Source organism: Roseovarius sp. THAF8, assembly GCF_009363735.1.
Taxonomy (GTDB): Bacteria; Pseudomonadota; Alphaproteobacteria; order Rhodobacterales; family Rhodobacteraceae; genus Roseovarius.
The window spans coordinates 2,131,229-2,157,206 of record NZ_CP045410.1; the positions used below are offsets into that span (position 1 = coordinate 2,131,229).

General features: G+C 66.8%; 24 protein-coding genes. 14 read left to right on the forward strand and 10 right to left on the reverse strand.

From position 1 onward, the window contains the following. Positions 1–48 precede the first annotated feature (48 nt). Positions 49–630, forward strand: coding sequence for a YdeI family protein (locus FIU85_RS10440; protein WP_152496845.1), 582 nt, complete (start codon positions 49–51; stop codon positions 628–630). A 13-nt stretch (positions 631–643) separates the two neighbouring features. Here FIU85_RS10440 and FIU85_RS10445 read toward each other — a convergent pair whose 3' ends face one another. After that, on the reverse strand, positions 644–1,225 hold the full coding sequence (locus tag FIU85_RS10445) for a DUF1285 domain-containing protein (RefSeq protein ID WP_152496846.1): 582 nt from the start codon (positions 1,223–1,225) through the stop codon (positions 644–646). 69 nt (positions 1,226–1,294) lie between these two features. On the opposite strand from FIU85_RS10445, the gene FIU85_RS10450 reads away from it, so the two are divergent. From FIU85_RS10450 to FIU85_RS10465, 4 genes are read left to right on the forward strand one after another with little or no spacing between them, the layout of a single operon-like run. Next, positions 1,295–2,302 carry a MoxR family ATPase gene (locus tag FIU85_RS10450; RefSeq protein ID WP_152496847.1) on the forward strand — a complete coding sequence of 336 codons (1,008 nt, stop codon included), beginning with the start codon at positions 1,295–1,297 and terminating at the stop codon, positions 2,300–2,302. Next, entirely contained in the window at positions 2,299–3,177 is an 879-nt protein-coding gene (locus FIU85_RS10455) for a DUF58 domain-containing protein (RefSeq protein WP_152496848.1), read from the forward strand. Before FIU85_RS10450 ends, FIU85_RS10455 begins: the two co-directional genes overlap by 4 nt. After that, a complete protein-coding gene (locus FIU85_RS10460; RefSeq protein ID WP_152496849.1) occupies positions 3,174–5,948 on the forward strand; it encodes a DUF4159 domain-containing protein in 2,775 nt (924 codons plus the stop codon). The genes FIU85_RS10455 and FIU85_RS10460 overlap by 4 nt, the downstream gene beginning before the upstream one ends. Then, positions 5,945–7,993 carry a hypothetical protein gene (locus tag FIU85_RS10465; RefSeq protein WP_152496850.1) on the forward strand — a complete coding sequence of 683 codons (2,049 nt, stop codon included), beginning with the start codon at positions 5,945–5,947 and terminating at the stop codon, positions 7,991–7,993. The genes FIU85_RS10460 and FIU85_RS10465 overlap by 4 nt, the downstream gene beginning before the upstream one ends. Before the next feature lie 170 nt (positions 7,994–8,163). Here the strand turns inward: FIU85_RS10465 and FIU85_RS10470 are convergent, their stop codons facing one another. Further along, complete coding sequence (locus FIU85_RS10470) at positions 8,164–8,523, reverse strand: hypothetical protein (protein WP_152490808.1); 360 nt, start codon at positions 8,521–8,523, stop codon at positions 8,164–8,166. 145 nt (positions 8,524–8,668) lie between these two features. Between FIU85_RS10470 and FIU85_RS10475 the strand changes: the two genes are divergently transcribed. The 7 genes from FIU85_RS10475 to FIU85_RS10505 all read left to right on the forward strand — a co-directional run bounded on the left by FIU85_RS10475 (position 8,669) and on the right by FIU85_RS10505 (position 15,356). Then, a complete protein-coding gene (locus FIU85_RS10475; RefSeq protein WP_152496851.1) occupies positions 8,669–10,108 on the forward strand; it encodes an FAD-linked oxidase C-terminal domain-containing protein in 1,440 nt (479 codons plus the stop codon). 42 nt (positions 10,109–10,150) lie between these two features. Then, the gene (glcE, locus tag FIU85_RS10480; RefSeq protein ID WP_152496852.1) at positions 10,151–11,287 is read left to right on the forward strand and encodes a glycolate oxidase subunit GlcE; all 1,137 of its coding nucleotides are present in this window, start codon (positions 10,151–10,153) and stop codon (positions 11,285–11,287) included. Then, positions 11,284–11,640 carry a hypothetical protein gene (locus FIU85_RS10485; protein WP_152496853.1) on the forward strand — a complete coding sequence of 119 codons (357 nt, stop codon included), beginning with the start codon at positions 11,284–11,286 and terminating at the stop codon, positions 11,638–11,640. Before glcE ends, FIU85_RS10485 begins: the two co-directional genes overlap by 4 nt. Then, positions 11,641–12,927, forward strand: a complete 1,287-nt coding sequence (gene glcF, locus FIU85_RS10490; protein ID WP_152496854.1) for a glycolate oxidase subunit GlcF — start codon at positions 11,641–11,643, stop codon at positions 12,925–12,927. An 81-nt stretch (positions 12,928–13,008) separates the two neighbouring features. After that, positions 13,009–13,824 carry a serine protease gene (locus FIU85_RS10495; RefSeq protein WP_152490803.1) on the forward strand — a complete coding sequence of 272 codons (816 nt, stop codon included), beginning with the start codon at positions 13,009–13,011 and terminating at the stop codon, positions 13,822–13,824. A gap of 1 nt (position 13,825) precedes the next feature. Next, positions 13,826–14,680: a serine protease gene (locus FIU85_RS10500; RefSeq protein ID WP_172978860.1), complete on the forward strand. Its 855-nt coding sequence runs from the start codon at positions 13,826–13,828 to the stop codon at positions 14,678–14,680. A gap of 208 nt (positions 14,681–14,888) precedes the next feature. Next, the gene (locus FIU85_RS10505; protein WP_152496856.1) at positions 14,889–15,356 is read left to right on the forward strand and encodes an Hsp20 family protein; all 468 of its coding nucleotides are present in this window, start codon (positions 14,889–14,891) and stop codon (positions 15,354–15,356) included. A 232-nt stretch (positions 15,357–15,588) separates the two neighbouring features. Here FIU85_RS10505 and FIU85_RS10510 read toward each other — a convergent pair whose 3' ends face one another. From FIU85_RS10510 to FIU85_RS10525, 4 genes are all read right to left on the reverse strand, one after another. Then, positions 15,589–17,610 carry a VWA domain-containing protein gene (locus FIU85_RS10510; RefSeq protein WP_152496857.1) on the reverse strand — a complete coding sequence of 674 codons (2,022 nt, stop codon included), beginning with the start codon at positions 17,608–17,610 and terminating at the stop codon, positions 15,589–15,591. After that, positions 17,607–18,143, reverse strand: a complete 537-nt coding sequence (locus FIU85_RS10515) for an RNA polymerase sigma factor (RefSeq protein ID WP_172978861.1) — start codon at positions 18,141–18,143, stop codon at positions 17,607–17,609. Before FIU85_RS10515 ends, FIU85_RS10510 begins: the two co-directional genes overlap by 4 nt. A 189-nt stretch (positions 18,144–18,332) precedes the next feature. Further along, positions 18,333–19,217 (reverse strand): dihydrodipicolinate synthase family protein, encoded by an 885-nt coding sequence (locus FIU85_RS10520; protein ID WP_152496858.1) that lies wholly within the window; start codon positions 19,215–19,217, stop codon positions 18,333–18,335. A gap of 8 nt (positions 19,218–19,225) precedes the next feature. Continuing rightward, a complete protein-coding gene (locus FIU85_RS10525; RefSeq protein ID WP_152496859.1) occupies positions 19,226–20,704 on the reverse strand; it encodes an NAD-dependent succinate-semialdehyde dehydrogenase in 1,479 nt (492 codons plus the stop codon). An 83-nt stretch (positions 20,705–20,787) separates the two neighbouring features. Here FIU85_RS10525 and FIU85_RS10530 point away from each other — a divergent pair, with 83 nt between their 5' ends. Further along, entirely contained in the window at positions 20,788–21,576 is a 789-nt protein-coding gene (locus FIU85_RS10530) for an alpha/beta hydrolase (RefSeq protein ID WP_152496860.1), read from the forward strand. Positions 21,577–21,683: 107 nt separating this feature from the next. Here FIU85_RS10530 and FIU85_RS10535 read toward each other — a convergent pair whose 3' ends face one another. Further along, positions 21,684–22,682 (reverse strand): P1 family peptidase, encoded by a 999-nt coding sequence (locus FIU85_RS10535; protein ID WP_152496861.1) that lies wholly within the window; start codon positions 22,680–22,682, stop codon positions 21,684–21,686. A gap of 163 nt (positions 22,683–22,845) precedes the next feature. Here FIU85_RS10535 and FIU85_RS10540 point away from each other — a divergent pair, with 163 nt between their 5' ends. Then, complete coding sequence (locus tag FIU85_RS10540; protein WP_152496862.1) at positions 22,846–24,084, forward strand: aminopeptidase P family protein; 1,239 nt, start codon at positions 22,846–22,848, stop codon at positions 24,082–24,084. Positions 24,085–24,147: 63 nt separating this feature from the next. On the opposite strand, the gene FIU85_RS10545 is transcribed toward FIU85_RS10540, so the two are convergent. The 3 genes from FIU85_RS10545 to FIU85_RS10555 all read right to left on the reverse strand — a co-directional run bounded on the left by FIU85_RS10545 (position 24,148) and on the right by FIU85_RS10555 (position 25,856). Continuing rightward, entirely contained in the window at positions 24,148–24,453 is a 306-nt protein-coding gene (locus tag FIU85_RS10545) for a hypothetical protein (RefSeq protein ID WP_152496863.1), read from the reverse strand. 37 nt (positions 24,454–24,490) lie between these two features. Continuing rightward, positions 24,491–25,165, reverse strand: coding sequence for a PspA/IM30 family protein (locus FIU85_RS10550; protein WP_152496864.1), 675 nt, complete (start codon positions 25,163–25,165; stop codon positions 24,491–24,493). Positions 25,166–25,226: 61 nt separating this feature from the next. Beyond that, entirely contained in the window at positions 25,227–25,856 is a 630-nt protein-coding gene (locus tag FIU85_RS10555) for a TetR/AcrR family transcriptional regulator (protein ID WP_152496865.1), read from the reverse strand. Between the last annotated feature and the right edge of the window lie 122 nt (positions 25,857–25,978).

Consider the following 25,978-nt stretch of genomic DNA (forward strand, 5'->3'; position numbering starts at 1 on the left):
TTGTGTCTGCAAGATCCGCCTTCAACGATCCCGCGTATCCATTACATCATGGTCAAACGCGCCGCAGACACCGCAGAAAGCATTGAGGTCAAATCTCTTGACGAACTGCACGCGTGGCTTGCCGCCAATCACGCCTCGTCGCCATCGGTCTGGCTCGTCACCTTCCGCAAGCATACCGCATTCCACCTGCCCTACGATGACATCGTCTCGGAACTGCTCTGCTGGGGCTGGATCGACAGCCAGCCGCGCAAGGTGGATGACGATCGCACCGGCCTCCTGATCGCCCCGCGCAATCCGCGGTCCGCCTGGTCCGCGGCAAACAAGGCCAGAATCGACGACCTGCGCGCCGCAGGACGGCTTCAACCTGCCGGCGAGGCCCTCGTAACCGCCGCCCAAGAATCCGGCATGTGGACGTTCCTCGACGATGTCGAACGTCTCGAACGCCCCGACGACCTGACCCGTGCGCTGGGCGATCTGGTGTCTGTCTGGGATCACTGGCCGCGCAGCGTCCGGCGCGGCACGCTCGAATGGATCAAGACGGCCAGGACCACGCGAACCCGCAATAAACGCATCGAGGATGTGGTCGACAGCGCCGCTTCGAACCGGCGTCCGACACCGTTCCGCCGCTGAGGCTGCCCGAGATTTACGAGGTCGGCAGCTCGTCGGAGGGGATCATCGGAAAGAACGCCCCGTCCGACCGCACACCGAACCAGCCGTCCTCGTGCGCGCCCAGATCCACCAGCCGGTAAAACGACTTGCGGTCGATCAGCGCCTCAAGCCCGGCCCGCACATGCAGGTAGGGCGACGGCTCGCCCGTCTCGGGGTCGCGCTCCACCCGGATCGCGTTGTCCGGCCCCGCCAGCACGTGGTCGCCCACGTTGGTCACGAAGACCAGCATCTGCGCCGCGCCCTCGCCTTCCACCTCGAAATCCACCGCCACGAAAGGCGCGTCGTCCACGACGATCCCGACCTTTTCCACCGGCGTGACAAGGTAGTAGCGGTCGCCTTCCTTCTTCAGGATCGTAGAGAACAGCCGCACCAGGCCCTGGCGCTCGATGACCGTGCCTTCGTGATACCATGTCCCGTCCCGCGCGATCCGCATGTCGATCTCGCCGGTAAACTCGGGCGTCCAAAGGTGCACGGGCGGCAGGCCTTTGCCGCCTTCCCGGCGCGCCGTTTCGGCAAGGCTTTCCGCTGACGGGGTTGTGACCGATTTATTGCTCATTGCTTTTGCCATTTTGCTTGTGCGCGATACACTCTACCCAAGCGATATAGCCCATACCGGAGTTTTGCCATGACCGACGACGCCGACCTGCTGGCCGGGATCGAAGCCCTTGAGGACAAGCTGGCCCAGGCCCGCGCCTCGATCACCCGCCGCTTCATCGGGCAGGAACGGGTCGTCGACCTGTCGCTCTCGGCGCTGCTTTGCGGCGGGCACGGCCTGCTGGTGGGCCTTCCCGGCCTCGGCAAGACCCGGCTGGTCGAAACCCTCAGCGTCGTCATGGGCCTCGATTCGAACCGGGTGCAGTTCACGCCCGACCTGATGCCCGCCGACATCCTGGGCTCCGAGGTGCTTGAAACCGGCGCCGACGGCACCCGCGCGTTCAAGTTCATTCCCGGTCCGATCTTCTGCCAGCTTCTGATGGCCGACGAGATCAACCGCGCCAGCCCCCGCACCCAGTCCGCACTCCTGCAAGCCATGCAGGAACGGCAGGTTTCCGTCGCGGGCGAAGACCGCCCGCTGACCCCGCCCTTCCACGTGCTGGCGACGCAGAACCCCATCGAGCAGGAAGGCACCTATCCCCTGCCCGAGGCCCAGCTTGACCGCTTCCTCGTGCAGATCGACGTGCCGCATCCCGACCGGGACACCGAACGCGCGATTCTGCTCGCAACCACCGGCGCGACCGAGGATGTGGCTCACCAGGTCTTCACCGCCGAGGACCTCATCGCCGCGCAGACCCTCCTGCGCCGGATGCCCGTGGGCGAGGCGGTGATGGAACAGATAATCGACCTTGTCCGCGCCTTCCGTCCCGACGACGCCACCTCGTCCGAGACGGTGCGCGAAAACGTCGCCTGGGGTCCCGGCCCCCGTGCCGCGCAGGCGCTGATGCTGACCGTCCGCGCCCGCGCCATGATCCAGGGCCGCCTTGCCCCCGATGCCGACGATATCGCCGCCATGGCCCAGCCCGTCCTGACGCACCGCATGGCGCTCAACTTTGCCGCGCGTGCCCGGGGTGAAAACCTCGACGACCTCATCGCCGCCACCGTCGCCCAAGTGACGATGACCGAGGCCGCCGCTTGACCCAGATCGCCCCTCTCCGCGCCCGGTCCGAGGCCGAGGCCTCCCGCTTTCCCGCGCTTCTCGCGCGGGCAGAGCATCTGGCGGGGACTGTCCTTCTGGGCGAACACGGCCGCCGCCGCGCGGGCATGGGCGACGATTTCTGGCAATACCGCCCAGTGCAGGCCGGGGATGAACTGCGCCATATCGACTGGCGCCGCTCCGCCCGCTCGGACACGCAATTCCTGCGCCAACGCGAATGGCAGATCGCCCAAAGCGTCACGCTCTGGGTCGACGGCGCCGCCTCCATGCGCTTCGCCTCCGACGACGCCCTGCCGCAAAAGGCCGATCGCGCCCGCCTCTTGTCGCTGGCCATCGCCATCCTTCTCAATCGCGCGGGCGAGCGCATCGGCCTCTCGGGTGCCGACCTGCCGCCCCGCCGCGGAGACGCCCAGATCGAGCGACTCGCCATGGCCCTTGGCCAGGACGGTCCCGACGATTACGGCGCGCCCCAGGCCACCGGAATGCTGTCGCATGGACGCGCGCTCTTCCTGTCGGACTTCCTTGGCGATCTCGACCCGGTGCGCAACGCGCTGACCGCCGCCGCCGACCGCGGCGTGCGCGGCGTGCTCTACCAGATCCTCGACCCGGCCGAGGAAAGCTTTCCCTACCGTGGCCGCACCATCTTTGAATCGGTGGGCGGCACCATGGTGCACGAAACGCTCAAGGCGTCCGAGCTGCGCGACCGCTACCTGGAACGCCTCGCCGCCCGCAAGGACGCCCTGCGGCACCTCTGCGCCACCACCGGCTGGTTCTACGGCACGCACCACACGTCGGACTCCGCGCAATCCGCGCTCCTGTGGCTCTATAACGCATTCGACGGGGGGCACGGACGATGACCATCGGCCCCATCGGCTTTGCCGCGCCCTGGCTTCTGGTGGCGCTGGCAGCACTCCCCATCCTGTGGCTGATCCTGCGCGCCGTGCCGCCCGCCCCCATCCGTCGCCGCTTCCCGGGCGTGGCGCTTCTCCTGGGGCTGCGCGACGACGACAGCGTGTCAGACCGCACACCCTGGTGGCTGCTGCTCCTGCGGATGCTGGCCGTCGCCGCGGTCATCATCGGCCTCGCCGGCCCCATCCTCAACCCGCAGGACCAGGCCCAGGCCAACCGCACCGGCCCCATGCTGATCGTGCTCGATTCCAGCTGGGCCAGCGCCCGCGACTGGCCCGCGCAGGAAGATCTGCTGGATTCCCTGCTGGCCGAGGCCGGGCGCAACGCCCGCCCCGTCGGCATCATGCAACTCTCCGACCCAGAAACCCCGGTCTTCCAGTCCGCCGAGACGTGGCGCACCCGCCTCACCGGCCTCGCCCCCGCCGCGTGGTCGCCGCAGCCCCCCGACTATGAAGAAGCCGCCACCCTGCTCGGTGAAGAAAATTTCGAAACCCGCTGGTTCTCCGACGGCCTTGCCCGCGACGGCCGGCAAACCCTGCTCGACGCCCTTCAGGATCGGGGCCGCGTCACCATCCACGAAAGCGCCGTGCCAATCTACGCGCTGACCCCGGCTGTGGTCGAGGACGACGCCCTGCGCCTCACCGCCAAACGCGCCAATCCCGGCCCCGCCCGCGACATCACGGTCGAGGCGCACGGCCGCGACCCCTCCGGCGCCCAGCGTCTTCTTGCCACACAAGACATGACGTTCGACGCCGGCGCGAAAGAGGCGACGACGCTTCTGTCCCTGCCCGCCGAACTCCGCGCCCGTCTCACCCGGTTCGAAATCGCAGGCCAGTCCCATGCCGGCGCCGTCACCCTGACCGATGACAGCCTCAAGCGCCGCGAGGTCGCGCTCATCGCGGGCCGCGAAGACCGCGAAGGCCTCGAACTCCTCTCACCGCTCCACTACCTCGAACAGGCGCTCGAACCCACCGCCGACCTGCTCGACGGCGGCCTTTCGGATATCCTGCCCGCCAACCCCGATGTGGTCGTGCTGGCCGATGTCGCCACGCTCTCGGGCGCGGAACAGGCCGACCTGCTCGACTGGACCGACCGTGGCGGCATGCTCCTGCGCTTCGCCGGCCCGCGCCTCGCCGCCTCGGACGTGTCGCGCAGCGACGAAGACCCGCTGATGCCCGTCCGCCTGCGCGCCGGAGGCCGTTCCATCGGCGGCGCCATGAGCTGGGGCGAACCCAAGCAACTGGCATCTTTCCCCGAATCCAGCCCGTTTTTCGGCCTCGACATGCCGGACGACGTCACCGTCACCGCCCAGGTCATGGCCCAGCCCGACCCCACGCTCGCCGACCGCGTCATCGCGCAGCTCAGCGACGGCACGCCGCTGGTGACCCGCAAACGTATCGGTCAGGGCCAGGTCGTCCTCTTCCATGTCACCGCCAACGCCGAATGGTCCACCCTGCCGCTCTCGGGCCTTTTCGTGCAGATGCTCGAACGCCTCGCCATTTCATCCAGCCTTGCCCTACCCGACCTGGCCGAGCTGGAAGGCACCACCTGGCAGCCCGTGCAGGTCCTCTCGGGGTCTGGCATTTTGGAAGATGCCAGCACCCTGCCCGGCGTCGACGGCACCCGCTTCGTCGAGGATGTCCCTGGCCCCGATTTCCGCCCGGGTCTGTACGACGGCCCCGACCGGCGCCTCGCGCTCAACGTGCTGCCCTCCGGCACCACGCTCACCCCGGTCAGCTGGCCCGCGAACCTGCCCGTCCTGGGCCTCGACCGCCCGCCCGAGGCCGCGCTCGGCGGCTGGTTCCTCGCCGGGGCGCTCCTGATACTGATGGCCGACATCCTAGCGTCGCTGGGGCTCTCGGGCCGCCTGATGCCCACCCGCGCAACGATGTCCGCCCTCCTTCTAGCGCTCCTGCTCAGCCCGCAGATGGCCGACGCCCAGGACGACACCATGACCGAGGCCGACGAAAAGGCCCTCATGGCCGCGTCCGAGGTCGTTCTGGGCCACGTCCTCACCGGCGACAGCAGCCTCGACAACGCGGCCCAGGCCGGCTTGCGCGGCCTGGGCGAAACCCTCTTCTTCCGCACCTCCGTGGAACCGGCAGACCCGGTCGGCGTGAACCTCGAAACCGACGAGCTTTCGGTCTATCCGTTCCTCTACTGGCCGATCTCCCCCGATCAGCCGATCCCGTCCGAGGAAGCCTACGTCAAGCTCAACGACTACCTGCGCACCGGCGGCATGATCCTCTTCGACACGCGCGACGCCAATGTCGCGGGCTTCGGCGCCTCGTCTCCGGCGGGCCGCAAGCTGCAACGCCTCGCCCGCCCGCTCGACATCCCCCCGCTGGAGCCCATCCCCGAGGACCACGTGCTCACCCGCACCTTCTACCTGCTCCAGGATTTTCCCGGCCGCCACACCGGCCGCTCCGTCTGGGTCGAATCCGCACCCGCCGACGCCGAACAGGTCGAGGGGATGCCCTTCCGCAACCTCAACGACAACGTCACGCCCGTGGTCATCGGCGGCAATGACTGGGCGTCGGCCTGGGCCATGGACGACCGCGGCAACCCGCTCTTCCCCGTGGGCCGCGGCTTTGCCGGCGAACGCCAGCGCGAACTCGCGTACCGCTTTGGCGTCAACCTCGTGATGCACGTGCTGACCGGCAACTACAAATCCGACCAAGTGCACGTGCCCGCCCTTCTCGACAGGCTTGGCCAATGACCGGCAGCATCGTTTTCGAGCCGCTTCTGAACCCGTGGCTGATCGCGGCGCTCGCCGGCATGATGATGACCGGCACGGCGCTCGCCATCTGGCGCGGCCTCTCCGGCTGGCCCTTCCGCGCGCTCGCCGGGCTGGTCGTCTTGGCCGCGCTCCTCGGTCCTGTCTACCAGGCCGAGGACCGCGAGCCGCTCACCGACATCGTCCTGATGATCGAGGATGAAAGCGCCAGCCAGGCCCTTGGCGACCGCGCCGCCCTCACGTCTTCCACCGCCGACGATCTCGCCGCCCGCATCGCCGCGCGCGACAACACCGAGCTGCGCCGCATCACCGTCCCCGACGGCGCCGACAACTCCGGCACCCAGCTCATGACCGCCCTGTCCGAGACGCTGGCCGAAGAACCCCGCGCCCGCATCGCCGGCGCGATCCTCATGTCCGATGGCCGCCTGCACGACCTCGACCGCGCCCCCGACATGCCCGCGCCCATCCACCTGCTGCACACCGGCCGCGAGGACGACTGGGACCGCAAGCTGGTGGTCGAGAACGCCCCCGCCTTCGCCATCCTGGGCGAGGAAATCCAGATGACCCTGCGCATCACCGACGACGGCGCCGCCCCCGAAGGCACCAGCACCGTGCCCGTCGACGTCTCGGTCGACGGCGAGGACCCGCAGCGGTTCAACGTCCCCCTGGGTGAGGATATCGACCTGCCCCTGCGCCTGCCCCATGGTGGCCGCAATGTGCTGCAATTCTCCACCCCCGCCATCGATGGCGAACTCACCGACCGCAACAACACCGCGCTCGTCCAGATCAACGGCGTCCGCGACCGGCTCAGCGTACTCCTTGTCTCAGGCGAACCCCACGCCGGGGGGCGCACCTGGCGCAACCTGCTGAAATCCGACAGCTCGGTCGACCTCGTCCACTTCACCATCCTGCGCCCGCCCGAGAAACAGGACGGCGTCCCGGTGCGCGAGCTCTCCCTCATCGCCTTCCCCACCCGCGAGCTCTTCCTCGAAAAGATCGACGATTTCGACCTCATCATTTTCGACCGCTACAAGCGCCGCGGCATCCTGCCCTCGCTCTATCTCGACAACGTGCGCAACTACGTCGAAGGCGGCGGCGCGGTCCTCATCGCCGCCGGCCCCGATTACGCCGCCGCCGACAGCCTCTACCGCACCCCGCTCGAGGCGATCCTGCCCGGCCGCCCCACCGCCCGCGTGCTCGAGGAACGCTACAGCCCCTCCATCACGGAGCTGGGCCAAAGGCACCCGGTCACGGCAGGTCTTGAACAGGAATTCGGCGGCGAATGGGGCCGCTGGATGCGCCAGATCGAGGTCGAGGAAACCTCCGGCGACACCGTCATGACCGGCGTCGGCGACCGTCCCCTCCTGACCCTCGACCGCGTCGGCGAAGGCCGCGTCGCGCTTCTGGCCTCCGATCATGCCTGGCTCTGGAACCGCGGGTTCGAGGGCGGCGGCCCGCAACTCGAACTCCTGCGCCGCCTCGCCCATTGGATGATGAAGGAACCCGAACTCGAGGAAGAAGCCCTCTGGGCCGAGGCCACCGGCCAGCAGATGCGCATCGTCCGCCGCTCGCTCGAAGACAGCGTCGGCCCGGTCACCATCACCACCCCAGAGGACGAACAGATCGAGATGGAGCTGGAAGAGGTCTCGCCCGGCCGGTTCGAAGCCCTCTTCGACGGCCCCGCCATCGGCCTCTACCGGCTGGAAAACGGCGAGCACAGTGCGGTCATCGGCCTCGGCCCCGCCTCCCCGGTGGAATTCGAGAACACCATCGCCGACACCGAAACGCTCGAACCTTACATCACCGAGACCGGCGGCGGCATCCACCCGCTGGCCGAGGGCGCGCCGCGCGTGCGCACCGTGCGCGAAGGCCGCGCCATGTCAGGCCGCGGCTGGATCGGCCTCCTGGACCGCGACGCCTACCAGACCCGCTCGGTCACCCAGACGCCGCTCCTGCCCGCCTGGCTGGTCCTTCTGCTCGCGGCATCCCTCATCGTCGGCGGCTGGCTCCGCGAGGGCCGCCAGTAATCGCGCCCCGCTTCCTCTGGCCCAAAATATCCCCGCCGGAGGCTCCCACGCCGGCCCCCCCGCCCCGCGCTCAAAAAAAAACGTCACGCCGCCACGGGCCACCGAGGTGTCGGACCCCAGGTCCGCCGCCGAGACAAACCGGCACGCGCCCCTTGGGCGCGTTCATTCTGTCAGGGTTGCAGCGCCACGCGCTTTTGCGAGCCCGACCAGCCATCGACCGAACAGCGCGCCCGCACGAAAATCTCGCGCGTCCCGTCCGGTATCACCACGCCGCTCAACGACCGGGTGAACGGCTGCTCGTTCACGTGCGGATGCATCAGCTCACGATAGCCCAGCCGGTTGCCTGCCGCATCCAGCACTTCCCAGCCGTCGGCATAATGGTCCCACCCGGTGTCCGGATGGCGAATCGTCACGTGGATATTCCAGACCATGCCCGCCTTTTCGACGGTCACGTCCAGTACTTCCGGTTCGTCGGCAAATGCCGGCGCGGCCAACAGAATGGCCAGGAAAAATGCGGCGAGTCTCTTCATGTCTGTTAATATAGGCGAGCGCTGCGGCACATGCACTCACAACCGCGTGCAGGCCGCATTCTTCTTGCGACCGCGTCACGGATGCCGCACTTGCGACTGGCGCAAATTGGTTATATTATCTTACCAATCCACCGGGAGGACTGCCATGGACATGCCAAAGCCCAATCCGACCATCCTTGCCCGCAAGTCGCAACTGCTCGACCGGCTGGCGTCTTTCCTCCCGCCCGAGGCGCTCATCCACGACCCCGCCGAGACCCGCGCCTATGAATGCGACGGGCTGACAGCCTACAAGTGCCCGCCGCTGGCCGTGGTCCTGCCCGCCTCGACCGCAGAGGTGTCCGAGACTCTCAAGATCTGCAACGACATGGGCGTGCCCGTCGTGCCGCGCGGTGCGGGCACCTCGCTCGCCGGCGGCGCGCTCCCGACCGAGGACAGCGTCATCATCGGCGTCGCCCGCATGTCCGAAGTGCTGGAAACCGACTACGACAACCGCTTCATCCGCGTGCAGACCGGGCGCACCAACCTCTCCGTCACCGGCGCGGTCGAGGAAGACGGCTTTTTCTACGCCCCCGACCCCTCCAGCCAGCTGGCCTGCGCCATCTCGGGCAACATCGCCATGAATTCCGGTGGCGCGCATTGCCTGAAATACGGCGTCACCACCAACAACCTGATGGGCGTGACCATGGTGCTGATGGACGGCACCGTGACCGAAATCGGCGGCGCCCATCTCGATGCCGAGGGGCTCGACCTTCTGGGCCTCATCTGCGGTTCCGAAGGCCAGCTTGGCATCGTCACCGAGGCGACCCTGCGCATCCTGCACAAGCCCGAGGGCGCCCGCCCCGTCCTGATCGGCTACGATTCCTCCGAGGTCGCGGGCCAATGCGTGTCGGACATCATCAAGGCCGGCGTCCTGCCCGTGGCGATCGAATTCATGGACCGCCCCTGCATCCGCGCGACCGAGGCTTTCGCCGGCGCCGGCTACCCCGATTGCGAGGCGCTCCTGATCGTCGAGGTCGAAGGTTCCGACGCCGAGATCGACGAACAGCTTGAAACCATCATGGATATCGCCCGCAAGCACGACCCCGTCGAGCTGCGCCAGTCCTCGTCCGAGGACGAAAGCAAGCGCATCTGGCTCGGCCGCAAATCTGCCTTCGGCGCGATGGGCAAGATCAACGACTACATGTGCCTCGACGGCACCATCCCGGTCAACGAACTGCCCTACGTTCTGAAACGCATCGGCGAGATGTCCAAGGAGTACGGCCTCGACGTCGCCAATGTCTTTCACGCGGGCGACGGCAACATGCACCCGCTGATCCTGTTCGACGCCAACAAGGAAGGCGACCTTGAACTCTGCGAGGAGCTGGGCGCCGAGATCCTGAAACTCTGCGTCGAGGTCGGCGGCTGCCTCACCGGCGAACACGGCGTGGGCATCGAGAAGCGCGACCTGATGGTGCACCAATACGACCCGCCCGATCTCGAAATCCAGATGGCCGTCAAGGACGTGTTCGACCCCAAGTGGCTGCTGAACCCCGCCAAGGTCTTTCCGCTGGCGTCCTCCGACACCCGCCGCATCGCGGCTGAATGACCTTCCGGGGCGCCGCCCCGGACCCCGGAGTATCTTGCAACGATGAAAGCCCTTGCCCCCACCTCCGAGGCCGAACTGGCCGAGATGGTCGCCTCCGCCTCCGAGCCGCTGCGTATTCAGGGCGGCGGCACACGCCCCATCGGCGTGCCGGTCAACGGACAGCCGCTGACAACCTCGGGCCTCTCGGGCATAAACCTTTATGAACCCGGCGCGCTGACGCTGGTGGTCCAGGCCGGCACCCCGGTCGAGGAGGTCCGCAAGACCCTCGCCAAGGAGGGCCAGCGCCTCGCCTTCGAACCGATGGACCATCGCGGCCTCCTGGGCACGACCGGCGAGCCCACCATCGGCGGCGTCTTCGCGGCCAACGTCTCGGGTCCCCGCCGTATCCAGGCCGGGGCCGCGCGCGACTTCCTGCTGGGCGTGCGCTTCGTCGACGGGCAGGGACAGGTCACCCGCAACGGCGGGCGCGTGATGAAGAACGTCACCGGCTACGACCTCGTCAAGCTGATGGCGGGTAGCTACGGCACCCTTGGGGTGCTCACCGAACTGGCGCTCAAGGTCTTGCCCGCGTCGCACCACACCGCCACGATCACGCTCTCGGGTCTCGACGACAGCACCGCCGTCACCGCTCTCTCCCGCGCGCTCGGCTCGCCGTTCGAGATCACCGGCGCCGCCCACCGCCAGACCGGGGACGGTCCCCAGACCTGCCTGCGGATCGAGGGCTTCGAGAAATCCGTGGCCTATCGCGCAGGTCAACTCCGGACCCTTCTGGCCGACCTCGGCACCGCCGAAATCGAGACCGACCCCGACGCCAACGCCACCCTGTGGCAGGACATCCGCGACGTCGCCTGTTTCCACGACGGTCCGGGCGATATCTGGCGCCTCTCGGTCAAGCCTTCCGACGCCCCCGGGATCAAGGCGCAGATCGACGGGGCCGAGGCACTTTACGACTGGGGCGGCGGTCTGGTCTGGCTCCGCGTCCCGCAGGACACCCAAGCCGACACCATCCGCGCCGCCGTGAACGCGGCGGGCGGCCATGCAACGCTCCTCCGCGGCAACCGGGCCGGCGGCGTGTTCCAGCCGCTCTCTCCCCCCATCGCCGCGCTTCAGGACGGGCTGCGCGCGCGCTTCGACCCGCGCGGCATCCTCAATCCCGGCCTTATGGGCCGCGCCGCATGATCGACGTCCTGCTCTTTGCCCTCGGCTTTCTCGCCGGGCCGGTCATCTTCTGGGTGCTGGCCAGGCAGATGCCCACGCGGCGCTATGTCACCGCGCTCTGGGCCGTCTCCGTCGCCCTGATTGCAGGCGCCTTCGTCCTGCGCCAATGGGGCGGCGCGCACGGCGCTTACGGCGCGCTTGCCGTCGTGCTGCTGGCGTGGCTGGCCTGGATCACCGTCCTGTCGCTGGTGATGCTGGCCATACGCACCAGCACACTGCCACAGCGTCCCCGCCGCATCGCCTATGGCGTGACCGCCGCCGCCACCACCCTGCCCTGGTTCGGGCTCTACACCGCACAGATGATTGCCGACTGAATGAAAACAGAATTCACCGCCGAACAGCTCAAGTCCCCCGCCATCCAGCGCTCGAACGAGATCCTGCGCTCCTGTGTGCATTGCGGCTTCTGCACCGCCACCTGTCCCACCTACCAGGTGCTCGGCGACGAGCTCGACAGCCCCCGCGGCCGCATCTACCTCATCAAGGACATGCTGGAAAACGACCGCGACCCGGATCGTGAGACCGTCAAGCATATCGACCGCTGCCTGTCCTGCCTCGCCTGCATGACGACCTGTCCCTCGGGCGTGCATTACATGCACCTCGTCGACCACGCCCGCGAATATATCGAGGACCGCTACCAGCGCCCGATGTTCGAACGTGTCCTGCGCTGGACGCTGGCGCGCATCCTGCCCTATCCGAACCGTTTCCGCATCGCCATGCTCGGCGCCAAGATCGCCAAACCGTTCAAATGGGCCCTGCCCGACGCCCGCCTGCGCGCGATGGTCGACATGGCCCCCAAGAATGTCCCGCCCGTCAGCCGCAATGACGATCCACAAACCTTCCCAGCCAAGGGCAAGCCCGTGAAACGCGTCGCCCTGATGACCGGTTGCGCGCAAAAGGCGCTGAACACCGACATCAACGACGCCACCATCCGCCTGCTCACCCGGCTGGGCTGCGAGGTCGTCGTGGCCAAGGGTGCCGGCTGCTGCGGGGCGCTGACGCACCACATGGGCAAAACGTCCGAGAGCCACGCCACGGCGGCCCACAATATCCGCGCCTGGACCGCCGAGATGGACGAGGGTCGCCTCGATGCCATCGTCATCAACACCTCCGGCTGCGGCACCACCGTCAAGGATTACGGCCACATGTTCCGCACCGAGCCGCTGGCCGACGACGCTGCCCGCGTCTCGGATATTGCCATGGACGTCTCAGAATTGCTGATGCAGCTCGACCTGCCCGAGGGCACGCCCAAGGGCACCCGCGTCGCCTACCACGCCGCCTGCTCGCTCCAGCATGGTCAGCAGATCAAGACCCACCCCAAGACCCTGCTGAAGAAGGCGGGTTTCGAGGTGGTCGAACCGGCCGACGCGCATCTTTGCTGCGGCTCGGCGGGCACCTACAACCTGATGCAGCCCGCCATCTCCAAGCAGTTGAAAACACGCAAGGTTCAGACGCTCGAGGCCAAGTCACCCGACATCATCGCCACCGGCAATATCGGCTGCATGATGCAGATTGGCTCGGGCACCGGCGTGCCCGTCGTGCACACCGTCGAACTGCTCGACTGGGCCGCCGGCGGGCCGAAACCGCCCGCGCTGCGGCAATAACCCCGGGCCAGCCCTATTTTCGACATATTGCGCCGGTAGCACGCTTTCAAATCAAGCGAGGCACCCGGTTTGTTCGACAGAATGCGTTTCACAGGGCTGGTCGTCGTCCTGCTCTGGTCCATGTCGCCTGCGACCGCGCAGGATGCCATGCTCCAGCGGCTGGACACCACCGATGACGGCCGCCAGTGGCAGGCCGTGGGGCGTATCGACATCGGCGGCAGCGGCTTTTGCACCGGCGCCCTGATTGCGCCGGACCTCGTGCTGACGGCGGCGCACTGCCTGTTCGATGCCACGACGGGCAAGCCCGTCGACACCCAGCAGATCGAGTTCCTCGCCGGCTGGCGCAATGGCCGCGCCACCGCCTATCGCTGGGTCCGCCGCGCCGTGGTGCATCCCGAATACGATTACTCCAACCGGATCGACGCCGCCCGCGTGCGCAACGATATCGCGCTTCTGGAACTGCATCATCCCATCGCCAAGTCCGGCGTCGCCCCGTTCCTGACCGACACCCAGCCGCGCAAGCATGAACGCATCGGCTTGGTCAGCTATGCCCGCGAACGCTCCGAGGCGCCGTCGCTGCAGGATATGTGCCAGGTCCTGGAAAAGCGCAGCGGCGTGCTGGTGATGTCCTGCGACGTCGACTACGGCGCGTCCGGCTCGCCGGTCTTTTCCTTCGATGACAAGGGCGATCCGCGGATCGTCTCTGTGGTCTCCGCCATGGCCGAGATCCACGGCAAGAAGGTCGCGCTGGGGGCCTCGCTCGACCGCCCCCTCGCCATGATGCGCGATGCGCTCGACAGTGGCGCCCGCCTGGAAAACCAGGCCCGGTCCGAGATGTTCTCGACCGGACAGAACCGCGACACCGGGGCAAAATTCGCCTCTCCGGACCTGGACTGACATGATCCGCCGCCTGCTGTCTCTGTCTGCCCTTGTCGCGAGCGTCGCCCTGCCGACCCTGGCCACGCCCAGCGAGCTGATCCGGCTGACCAACCGCGACGACCTGCTGGGGTGGGAGGCCGTGGGCCGAGTCGACCTCGGGCAGGACAGCTATTGCACCGGCACGCTTATCGCGGACAACCTCGTGCTGACGGCGGCCCATTGCGTCTTCGACAAGCACGGCGCACCGCTACTGCCCGAGCGGATCGTCTTCCGCGCCGGGCTGCGCGACGGGGCCGCCATCGCCGCGCGCAACATTCGCCGCTACGTGGTGGCCGACGGCTATGCGCCCTCAGACGGGATGTCGGCGGACAATATCCGCCGCGACGTCGCCCTGCTGGAACTCAGCATCGCCATCCCCACCGCCACCGCCAGCCCCTTCGCGCTGCACATGAACCCCACCCGTGGCGATGACGTCAGCGTGGTGTCCTATGGCCGGCACCGCGACGACGCCTTGTCATGGGAGCGGGAATGCGATGTCCTGCGCCGGGGCCAGGGCCTGATTTCCTTCGACTGCAACGTGACCTTCGGCTCGTCCGGCGCGCCGGTGTTCTCGGATGGCGGGTATCGCGCGCGGATCGTCAGCCTCGTGGTCGGCGGCCGCAAGACCGAACACGGAACCACCATCGCCTACGGCATGGAACTGCCCGGCACGGTCGACTCCCTGAAACGCAAGCTGCGCGCGATGCCCAGCACGTTTCCGACCAGCACAGGCATACGCCGCAACAGCGCCAAGACCGCGCACTTTCCCCCCACCGGATCGAACGGCCAAGCCACCGCGGGCACGCATCCCGGTCCGAAATTCGCAAAACCCTGAAGCGTTTCGCCTGTGACCCGAGGCATCGGCCAGGCGACGCGCGCGACGATTGGATGTTGCACCGCGTTTCAAAGCCGCACGGAGGTCTTGAAACCGGGTTTTTCGCTCCCCAAATAACGGTCGTCCGACGCCGCGTCGCGGGTCGGACATGACCGCCTGTCCCGTTTGGGAAGGCATCCACATAGGTATCGCTCAACGGAGGATTCCAATGCGTAACTTTGATCTTGCCCCGCTCTACCGGGCATCCATCGGGTTTGACCAGATTGCCGACATGATGGACCGCGTCCTTGCCGGTGACGTCAATCACCCCACCTACCCACCTTACAACATCGAGAAAACGGCCGACGATGCCTACCGCATCTCCATCGCCGTCGCCGGTTTCAGCGATGACGAACTGTCGGTCGAACTGCGCGAAGGCGCGCTGATCGTCTCGGCCCGCAAGGCCGAAGAGGACGGCGACCGCACCTACCTGCACCGTGGCATCGCCACACGCGCCTTCGAGCGCAAGTTCCAGCTGGCCGACCACGTCAAGGTGACCGGCGCGACCCATACCGACGGGATGCTGCATATCGACCTGGTGCGCGAAGTGCCCGAGCGGCTGAAACCCCGCCGCATCGAGATCGCCAGCGGCACGTCCATGCAGAAAGACGTCGTAGACGCCGAAACTGTCAACTAATTGACACTTCATTACATGCGAAACGCCCCGTGGCTGCCACGGGGCGTTTTTCGTTTCCAAACCGCGCGATTGCCAGACCGCGGGATGGCGACCAACATTTGTTCAGCTCACTTTATCCTCGCCACCTCCGCAAGACCTCCGATCAAAGCACCAACGTCACCCAATCGCCAGCCCGTCCGGGCGGTCTGGCGATAGCGCGGCGGCCTTCGGCCTTGATTCCGCGCGACGCCTCTCACCGCGACAGGCTTTCCGCCAGCCGCATCAGCTGCACCGCCTCGGCCCGATAGCCGAACGGGTCCTCGCCCTTCGCCCCATTGGCCAGCGCAATCGCATCCGCATAACCCCAATCACCAAGATACGTCTCCCCGCGCAGCAACTGCCCGAACCCGGCAATCGCCGCCGCAAACCGCGCCTCAGAACCAGCCCCGCTACCCTCGACGATGGCCTGCTCGATCAGCCGGCTCTCATCCTCTCCGGGCGCCTTGTACCGCAGCTTGAAATACCCAAGCTCATCGGCCTCTCCGCTAACCGCCTCCGCCTCGCCATAGCGCAGCGCGTCACTCATCTGCGCGGGCGAGCCCACCGGCGTGATCTCGTAAAGCGCCGTCACCTGGTGCCCGGCCCCGATATCACCCGCATCCACCCGGTCGTTGTTGAAATCCTCGCGCCGCAGCGCGCGGGTTTCGTACCCGATCAGCCGGTATTCCACGACCGCCGCCGGGTTGAACTCCACCTGGATCTTTACGTCGTCGGCAATCGGGTACAGCGCGCCGCTCACCTGGTCGACCATCACCTTCTGCGCCTCGGACAGCGTGTCGATATAGGCCGCCTGCCCGTTCCCGTTCTGCGCCAGCGCCTGCATCGTCGCATCGTCCAGGTTGCCGCGCCCGAACCCCATCACCGACAGGTAGGTGCCGCGCTCGCGCTCTTGCGCGATATAGTCTTTCAACGCCTCCGGGTCGCTGATCCCGACATTGAAATCCCCGTCCGTCGCCAGGATCACCCGCGACACGTCACCTTCGCCACGCATCTCCCCGGCCAGCGCATAAGCCTGCTGCAATCCCGCCTGCCCGGCGGTCGAGCCTCCGGCCTCCAGCCTGTCCAGCGCGCCCAGGATCGTCTCGCGCTCGGTCGCCGGTGTCGGCGCCAGCGCCTTCCCCGCGCTGCCCGCGTAGGTCACGATCGCCACGCTGTCCCGCTCGGTCAGCTGCGGCAGCATCAGCGCCAAGGACTGCTTCAACAACGGCAGCTTGTTCGCCGCCTGCATCGACCCGCTCGTGTCGATCAGGAAGACAAGGTTCAGCGGCGGGCGGTCCGCCACGGGGGGGACCTCGCCCTGGATCGCGATATGCACCAGCTTCGTGTCCGGGTTCCACGGCGTGTCCGTCACACTCACCGTCGGCTCGAACGGCGCGTCACCCTCGGGCGCGGCATAGTCATAGGGGAAATAGTTCACCATCTCCTCGACCCGCACCGCCTCCCGCGGCGGCAGGTATCCCGCCCGCAGCGATGACCGCACAACACCATACGACGCCGTATCCACGTCGATGGAAAACGTCGACACCGGCTCTTCGCCGGTGATCTTCAGCGCGTTCGGCGCGGCCTCGGGAAACGCCTCGGTATCGCTTTCGGGCAGGACCACCCCGTCATCCGCGTTGGGCTGCGCGATGCGCCCGACCGGCGTCGTGTTCGCCGCGCTCCCGGCATATCCCTCCGCATCGGACAAAGCTTGCGACTGCATCGCCTGCGGGGCCATCTGCCTCTGCTTTGCAACGCCTGACTCCGGCCGCGCCACCTGCGGCGACGGCATCGGCACGGGCCGGGGCGCCTCGGCCTCCGGTGCCGGCTCGGCCGGGGCGACGTCCAGCACCATCTCCTCCGCCGCTTCCGGCGCAGGCGCTTCCCGCCGAACTGCATCGGCCATGTCGCCATCGGCTTCCGTCACCACCGGCTGCGCCCCGCGCAGCGCCGGCGCATCCTGCCAATCCGGCACGACCACGACCATTCCCAGCGCCACCAGCGCCGTCGTCGCCGTCAGCGCCCCGCGCGTATTCATCCGCATCAACATATCCGTCACTCCTCTGATGAGCCCCTTTCCCGGGCGATCAGAGGTTTGACGCGCGCCGTCCCGCGCGTCTTGGAGATCGGCAAAGTTTTTCCGCGCCAACGCCAGATCCGCCGCTTTCCTGTCGGCATCCGGCTTCGGCGTCGCGGCCCGCATCATGGCCTTCAGATCGTCGAGGTCGTCGCTCATGCGTCCTCCTCTCGCGCGCGCATCGCGCGCAGATGTTTCTTGGCCTCCGACACGCGCCACCCCACCGTGCCGCCCGAGATGCCCAGCACCTCGCCCGCCTCGGCATGGCTCATGTCATCGAGCACCAGGGCCAGCGTGTCCCGCAACTCCTCCGGCAGGGCGCGCATCGCTTGCGTCAGCCAGTCGACGGCCTCCGCCACCTCCGCGTCCGCCGCCCGCCGGTCCACTTCCCAGTCGCCCCAGCCTTCGGAATACTTCGCCCGTGTCGCCGCCCTGCGCCGCCGGTCATGGGCGGCATTCACCACCATCCGCCACAGCCACGTGGTAAACTTCGACGCCCCGCGAAACCCGCCCAGCTTCCCCGGCAGCGCCGCACACACATCCTGCGTCAGGTCCTCCGCCTCGGCCCGTGACCCGGTCAGCCGAAAGGCCAGACGGAACACGCCATCGTAATGCCGCTCGACCAGGGCCGAGAACGCCGCCGCGTCACCATCTGCGGCCGCCTGGGCCAGGGTTTCGTCACTGACTGTCATGCGCATCACGATTGTAGGACGCCGCCCGAGCGTCAATCCTTGGCGATCCGTGGAACTTTCTTCACACCGTCATCCCCGACTTGATCGGGGATCTCTTTGCCACAGAAATCCTCGGGTCAAGCCCGAAGCTCCGCGTAGGGTGGGATTTCATCCCACCTTGACGGGATTTCATCCCACCTGTCGTGCCCCTTAAAGAGCCCCGACCCGCTCCAGCACGGCCTTCAGATCGGCCCGGCCCGCATCGCTCAGCCCGTCCTGCGGCGGCAGCGGCGCGCCCACGTCGTAGCCCTGTAATTCCAGCCCGCCCTTCACGCAGGCCGCAAGGTTGTACTTGGCAAACGCCTGATTCAGCGCCCACAGCTCGCGCTGCAACTCCATCGCCGCCTGGTACTGCCCGACCTTGCACAGCTCATAAAGCTTCACGCTCTGCTTCGGCACGATACACGCGGGCCCGGCCATCCAGCCCTTGCCGCCGATCAGCATCACGCAGGCCGGGATATGCGCCGACGCGGCAAAGATATCCAGCTTGTCGCCCACCCGGTCCATGATCGACAACAGCCGCCCGGTGTTGCTCGACGCGTCCTTCAGACAGCGGATGTTCTCCACCTCCGCCAGTTCCGCAATCAAGGCCACGCTCAGGTCACTGCGCTGGAAATTCGGGTTGGTGTAAATGACAATGGGCAACTCAACCGCCGCCGCTACGGCGGTGAAATAGTCCTTGATGCCCGCATCGCTTACCGGGAAATACGCTTCCAGCACCGCAAGGATGCCGTCACATCCCATCGCCGCGAACTCCCGCGCTTGCCGCACGGCCTCGGACGTGGTCGTCGCCGCCACGCCCGCCACCACCGGCACACGGCCCTTGGCGGCGGCAACGACCGTCTCGACGATATCGCGCTTCTGCGCCCAGCTGAGATAGGCGAACTCCCCCGTCGAGCCCAATGGCGTCAGCCCATGCACGCCAGCGTCGATCAGGTCGTCGCAGAGCCGCGTCAGAACCTCGCGTTTGACGCGGCCCTCGCCATCCAGCGGCGAGACGAGATAGGGAAAGACCCCGTGAAACCCGCCGTCCATGCCGTGCCTCACACGCTCATGCAGACGTATTTCAGCTCCAGAAAATCCTCGATCCCGTGGTGGCTGCCTTCCCGGCCCAGCCCCGACTGCTTGACCCCGCCGAACGGCGCCACCTCGGTCGAGATGATCCCGGTGTTCACGCCGACAATGCCGTATTCCAGCGCCTCGGCCACCTTGTAGACGCGGCTCAGATCCTTTGCATAGAAATAGCTGGCAAGGCCAAAGATCGTGTCGTTCGCCATGGCGATCACGTCATCCTCGTTCTCGAACTTGAACAAGGGCGCCAGCGGCCCGAACGTCTCTTCCTGGCTCACCTTCATGTCCTGGGTCACACCCGTCAGGATCGTCGGCTTGAAGAAATTGCCGTCCATCTCGCCATCCGCGCCGCCCAAGATCACCGTGCCGCCTTTCGATTTCGCATCCTCGATATGCTCCACGACCTTCTCCGACGCTTCCGGGTTGATCAGCGGGCCGAGTTCGACACCCTCTTCCAGCCCGTCGCCCACCTTCATCTTGCTGACCCGGTCCTTCAGCTTTTCGGCGAAAGCGTCATAGACCCCGGCCTGCACATAGATCCGGTTGGCACAGACACAGGTCTGCCCGTTGTTGCGGAACTTGCACATGATGGCACCTTCCACGGCGGCATCCACGTCGGCGTCGTCGAACACGATGAAGGGCGCGTTCCCGCCCAGTTCCATCGAGCATTTCATCACCTGGTCGGCGGCCTGCCGCAGCAGGATGCGCCCCACCTTGGTGGACCCGGTAAAGGTCAGCTTGCGCACGTTCGGGTTCTCGCAGAACTCCTTGCCGATGTCCGAGGACCGCGACGAGGTCACGATGTTGAACACCCCCGCCGGAATGCCCGCCCGCTCGGCCAGCACGCCCATCGCCGTGGCCGACAGGGGCGTCTCCGCCGCCGGACGGCCAACGAACGCACAGCCCGCCGCCAGCGCGGGGGCCGCCTTGCGCGTGATCATCGCGTTCGGGAAGTTCCAGGGCGTAATGGATGCGGCCACCCCGATCGGCTGCTTCAGCACCATGATCCGCTTGTCGCGCTGGTGGCCGGGGATCATCTCTCCGTAAACCCGCTTGGCCTCCTCGCCGAAGAACTCGATGAACGACGCGCCATAGGCGATCTCGCCCTTCGCCTCGGCCAGCGGCTTGCCCTGCTCGGCGGTCAGGATCGTGCCCAGGTCGTCCTGGTGCTCCATCATCAGGTCGAACCACTTGCGCAGCACGGCGGCGCGCTCCTTGCCGGTCCACTTGGCCCACTCCTTCTGCGCCTTGGCGGCGCCCGCGATCACGTCGGCCACCTGTTTGCGGTCAAGGTCCGCCACATTGGCGATCACGTCGCCCCGCGCCGGGTTCACCACCTCGAACGTGGCGCCATCCGTGCCGTCGACCCACTTGCCCCCGGCATAGGCCTTCTCGGCCAGCAGATCGGGATCCTTCAAAAGCGATTTCAGGTTGGTGGCAGTATCGAGCATGGCGCATCCTCCGGCAAAAACTGTTGCTCATGGCAAAGCATCTGGGGCACGGAATGTCTAGGGCCAGACCGAAGGAGAAAATCATGAAACTGGACGACGCCTATGCCAACGTCCCCTACATCCCCGGCGGCGAGGGTTACCCGCCCCGCTGGGCCACCGAAGCCGCCGCTTTCCGCGAAGCGCGCCCGCGCGAGCGTGACGATCTTGGCTTGCCCTACGGCGACACACCGCGCCAAGCCTACGATATCTTCCGCCCCGAAGCCGCGCCCGAAGGCACGCTCATCTTCGTGCATGGCGGCTACTGGCTCCGCTTCGACCGCAGCTACTGGTCCCACTTCGCCACCGGCGCGCTGGCCCGTGGCTGGTCCGTCGCCATGCCCTCCTACGACCTTTGCCCCGATGTCCGCATCGCCGACATCACCCACCAGATCGCCCGCGCCATCCAGACCATCGCGGGCACGACCGATGGCCCCCTCGCCCTTGCCGGTCACTCCGCCGGTGGTCACCTCGTCTCGCGCATGACCCAGCCCGGCCTCCTGCCGCCGGACCTCGCCAAACGCATCACCACGATCACCCCGATCTCCCCGGTCTCCGACCTGCGCCCGCTGCTGCAGACGTCGATGAACGACCAGTTCCAGCTTACCGAAGCCAGCGCCGCCGCCGAAAGCCCGGCCCTCATGACCGACCGCCTCGCCATCCCCACCCGCATCTGGGTCGGTGCCGAGGAACGCCCCGTCTTCCTCGACCAGGCCCGCTGGCAAGCCGACGCCTGGTCCTGCCCCCTGCGCATCGACAAGGGCCGTCACCACTTCGACATCATCGACGCCCTCAAGGACCCCGAAAGCCCCCTGATGCGCGATATCCTCGGCTGACCCACCCCGGCTTTTTCTTGCCGAAAATACTCAAATCCCGCCGCGCGCCACGCGCCCGACGCGATGGCCCTGCGTAGGGTGGGTGAAAACCCACGCGTCCCCCCGCCTCATCCCTGACCGAACCGCTCCACCCAACACGGCACCCCGTCCCTCTCCGCCGGTCGTGCCGCAAAAACCGCCCGCGCAATCGCCCGCGCCACGCAACTCGCCGCCGCATGGCCCAGCGCCAACTGCCCCGCCACGTCCGGTGCCTCCCCGCGCCCCGTGGCTGCAGCAAAGATCAGATCCCCGTCCATCGGCGTGTGCGACGGCACCAGCGCCCGGGCATAGCCGTCATGCGCCGCCACCGCCATCCGCGTGCACTGCGCCTGCGTCAGACTTGCATCCGTCGCAACCACACCGATCGTCGTCGCCGCGTGTTGTCCCAGCTTTGTGCGCGGCTCCTGAACGTCGCCGAAACTCCGCGCCACGCCCAATCCGCCAAATTCGCCCTCCATCTCGAACGGCGCCGCCCAAAACTCTCCGCGCTCGCCCGCCACGGCGGACCCCAGCGCGTTGACCGCCACCAACGCCCCCACCGTCACGCCCGACGCCAGCACGACCGAGGCCGAGCCAATTCCACCCTTGAAATCCGCCGTCACCGCTCCCGCGCCGGCGCCAAACGACCCCAGTTCGAACACCTCTCCCCGCGCCGCCAGCGCCGCGCGCCCCAGCCGCTTGTACGGGTTCTCCCCCCAGTCCTTCTCCCCGCCGTTCAGCAGGTCGAACAGGATCGCCCCCGGCACAATCGGCACGCGCTGGTCGCCCACGACGAACCCGCGCCCCTCGGCGCGCAGCGCGTCCGCCACGCCCGACGCCGCATCCAGGCCAAAGGCCGACCCGCCCGACAGCACCAACGCATCGACCTCCTCGACAACCTTGTCCGGCGCCAGAAGGTCCGTCTCCCGCGTCCCCGGCGCCCCGCCCATCACATGCACGCCCGCCGTGAAAGGCGTATCGCCCACCACCACGCTCACCCCGGTCTTCACCGCCGCATCTTCGGCCTGCCCCACCAGTATCCCCGGCACATCCGTGATCAGGTTCCGCTTGCCCGGTCTTGCCGTCATGTTCCGTTCCCGTCCTCGCAATGTCGCAATCCATCTTGCCAGACCAGCCCCGCTCTGCAAGAACAGCGTCAGACCCGCGGGCGATGGCGTCGCCCCAACCACGGGTTCCTACCCCAACAGTCCTGAACGCCGGGACCTTTCTTTTTGCAAGGAGGGTCACACTATGACTGCACCCCAAATCCACACCGATGACACGGGCGCGCGCCCCGAATTCTACCGCTTCCACAACGGCGAAAAGGCCCCGTTGCCCTTCGCCCCGTCCGAATACGAGCAGCGCCTCGCCGGCCTGCGCCGCATCATGGCAGAGACCGGCGTCACCGCCGCCGCCTTCACGTCGATGCACAACATCGCCTACTACTCGGGCTTCCTCTACTGCGCCTTCGGGCGGCCCTACGGCCTTGTCGTGACGGCAACCGACAGCGTCACCATTTCCGCAGGCATCGACGCAGGACAGCCCTGGCGCCGCAGCCATGGCGACAACATCACCTATACCGACTGGCAGCGGGACAACTACTGGCGCGCAATCAGTTCCGTCACCGGCACCGGCGGCGTGATCGGCTACGAATCCGACCACCTCACGGTGCAGCAACGTGGCAAGCTGGATCACTTTCTTTCGCCAAGGAACACGGTCGACCTGTCACCTCACACCATGACCCAGCGCATGGCCAAATCCCCCGCCGAAATCGCCCTCATCCGCCAATGCACCGCCATCGCCGACGTGGGCGGCCATGCCATCCGCGACGCGGTGCGGATCGGCACCCGCGAGATCGACGTGGCCATGGCCGGACGCGACGCGATGGAGATGGAAATCGCCCGCCGCTTCCCGGACGCCGAATACCGCGACAGCTGGGTCTGGTTCCAGTCCGGCCTCAACACCGACGGCGCCCACAACCCCGTCACGTCCCGGCAACTCCAGCGCGGCGATATCCTGTCGCTCAACACCTTCCCGATGGTCTCGGCCTATTACGTTGCCCTCGAACGCACCATGTTCGCGGCCGAGGTCGACGCCGCCTCGCTCGCCATCTGGCAGGCCAACATCGCCGCCCACGAATACGGCATGTCCCTGCTGAAGCCCGGCATCTCCTGCGCCGAGGTCACCCACAGGATCAACGCCTTCCTGGCCGAGCGGGACCTGCTGCAATACCGCACCTTCGGCTATGGCCACAGCTTCGGCATCCTGTCGCATTACTACGGTCGCGAAGCGGGTCTCGAACTGCGCGAGGATATCGACACCGTGCTGAAACCCGGCATGGTCATCTCGATGGAGCCGATGCTGACCATCCCCGAGGGCCAGCCCGGCGCCGGCGGCTACCGCGAACACGATGTCCTCGTGATCACCGAGGACGGGCACGAGAACATCACCGGCTATCCCTACGGGCCGGACTTCAACGTGGTCGGCTGACACGGAAAACGCCCCCCGGAAACCTTGCCGGGGGGCGCCTCAGCCCTGACCTATTGCGCGAACCTAGGCCGCATCCTTGCGCTCGGGCCCATAGCTCTCGCCCACGTAATCCTCCAACAGCTTTTCGTTCCTGGCTTCCTCGATCCGGTTGATCCGGTCGATCCGCGCCTGGTTCTCGAACCGGTATTTCACGAAATTCACCAGGCTCAGCGTCAGCAACAGCACCGCGATCCCCCAGAACCCCTTGGTCGACAGCGGCACCTCGGTCGAAAGCCACAGCGAAATGCCCAGCAGCACATAAGCCGCCGCCACGCCAATCGCGTTGAACGCCATGATCACGGTATTGTCGGGTTTGTCATTGAATTGCATTGGTCGTCTCCTCGTTCAGTAGAAAATAAAAGCTCGGTTACTTGCGCTTCAGCCGGTCCAGCACCTGGTCCGCCGTCACTTTCGTCACCGGGCCGAAACCCTGCGCCTCCATGCGGGCATCCAGGCTTTCGTGGTTCAGATCCGCCTCGATCCCCTGCAGGATCTGCGATTGCTCGAACGGGTCATCCCGTCCCACGACCCGCGCGATCAGCTCTTCGGCCTCGTCCGCCGCCGACGTGTTTCCGATCGTGGTCCGCAGCGAGCCCTGCACCTGCTGCTCGCGCCGGATGGCCCGGGCCGTCACCGCGCCTTGCTTGAGGTCGATCAGCCGCCGATGCGCCACTTCCACGCTCCCGCGCAGCCGGATCACCTTGGCCTCCAGCCGGTCGACCGTGCCCTGCCGAAGCTGCCCCTCGTTTTCCATCGTCGCGACGGCATCCGCCGCCTGCCGCGCAAGGTCTTCGCGCTCCGAGGCGAGGGCATCTTCCGCCCGCCGCATCATGGTATCGATCCGCCCCTGCAGCGCGTCCAGGATCCGCTTTTCCGACCTCTGCCGCTGAATAAGCGAGGCCAGGGTCGCTTTCGCCGCCCTCAGTTGCGCATCCGAGTCGCGGATCTTCTGATCGATCAATTCTATCGCGAAGGCGTCTTTGACCTGCTCCTCCGCCCGCGCATTCGCCCCGGCGATCAATGTCTTCAGTGTCGTGAACATATTCCAATCCCTTTCGTGAACAATGTTCATGAAAGGAAATATACAGAGCACTGAACAATGTTCAAGAAATATTTTGAACAGCGTTCATGAATTGTCTGTTTCCGGTGACATTCCCGATAACCAGCGCGATCATCCGGGTCATGTCGGCGCGCGACACCTCCGACACCTGGTTATCCAGTCCCAGCGCGATGATCCCGTGCACCGACGAAAACAGCGCCCGCGCCATCAGCACCACGTCGTCCTCCGGCATATCCGGAAAGCAGTCCCGCACCGGGGTCTCGATCAGGCCGAACAGCCGTTTCATCTGATCGTGATACCAGGCCGGCGCCTCGACACTCGGCACCGTCTGCACCTCGAAAAGCGCGCGCCAGGCGTTGCGATTGCCCTCCGCAAAATCAAGATAGGCCTCTGACATCGCGATCATCCGCGCGGTCGGGCTGTCATGCGCACAATCTTTCAGGCTGGTCTCGACGGCCTGCCCAAGCCGCCCGAAGGTCCGCCCGTTTACCGCGATGACAATGTCGTGCAAGTCGCCGAAAACGTTGTAAATCGCGCCCAATGCGCACCCCGCCTCTCGCGCCAGCTCCCGCGCCTTGACCGCGGCCAGACCGCCTTGCGTCACCTTCGCCTCCGCCAGGTCGATCAACGTCTTTCGCAGCGCCTCCCGCCGCGTCTCAACTTTACCCGCCATACGGCCTCCGAACTTGAACCATGTTCAGGAGTATACATCCTGACGCAAAAACCAAGTCCGAAGAAACGCCGCAGGCCAGATACCTGATTGCCCCGGCCCCCGAGCCGGGGCCTCCCGGTCCG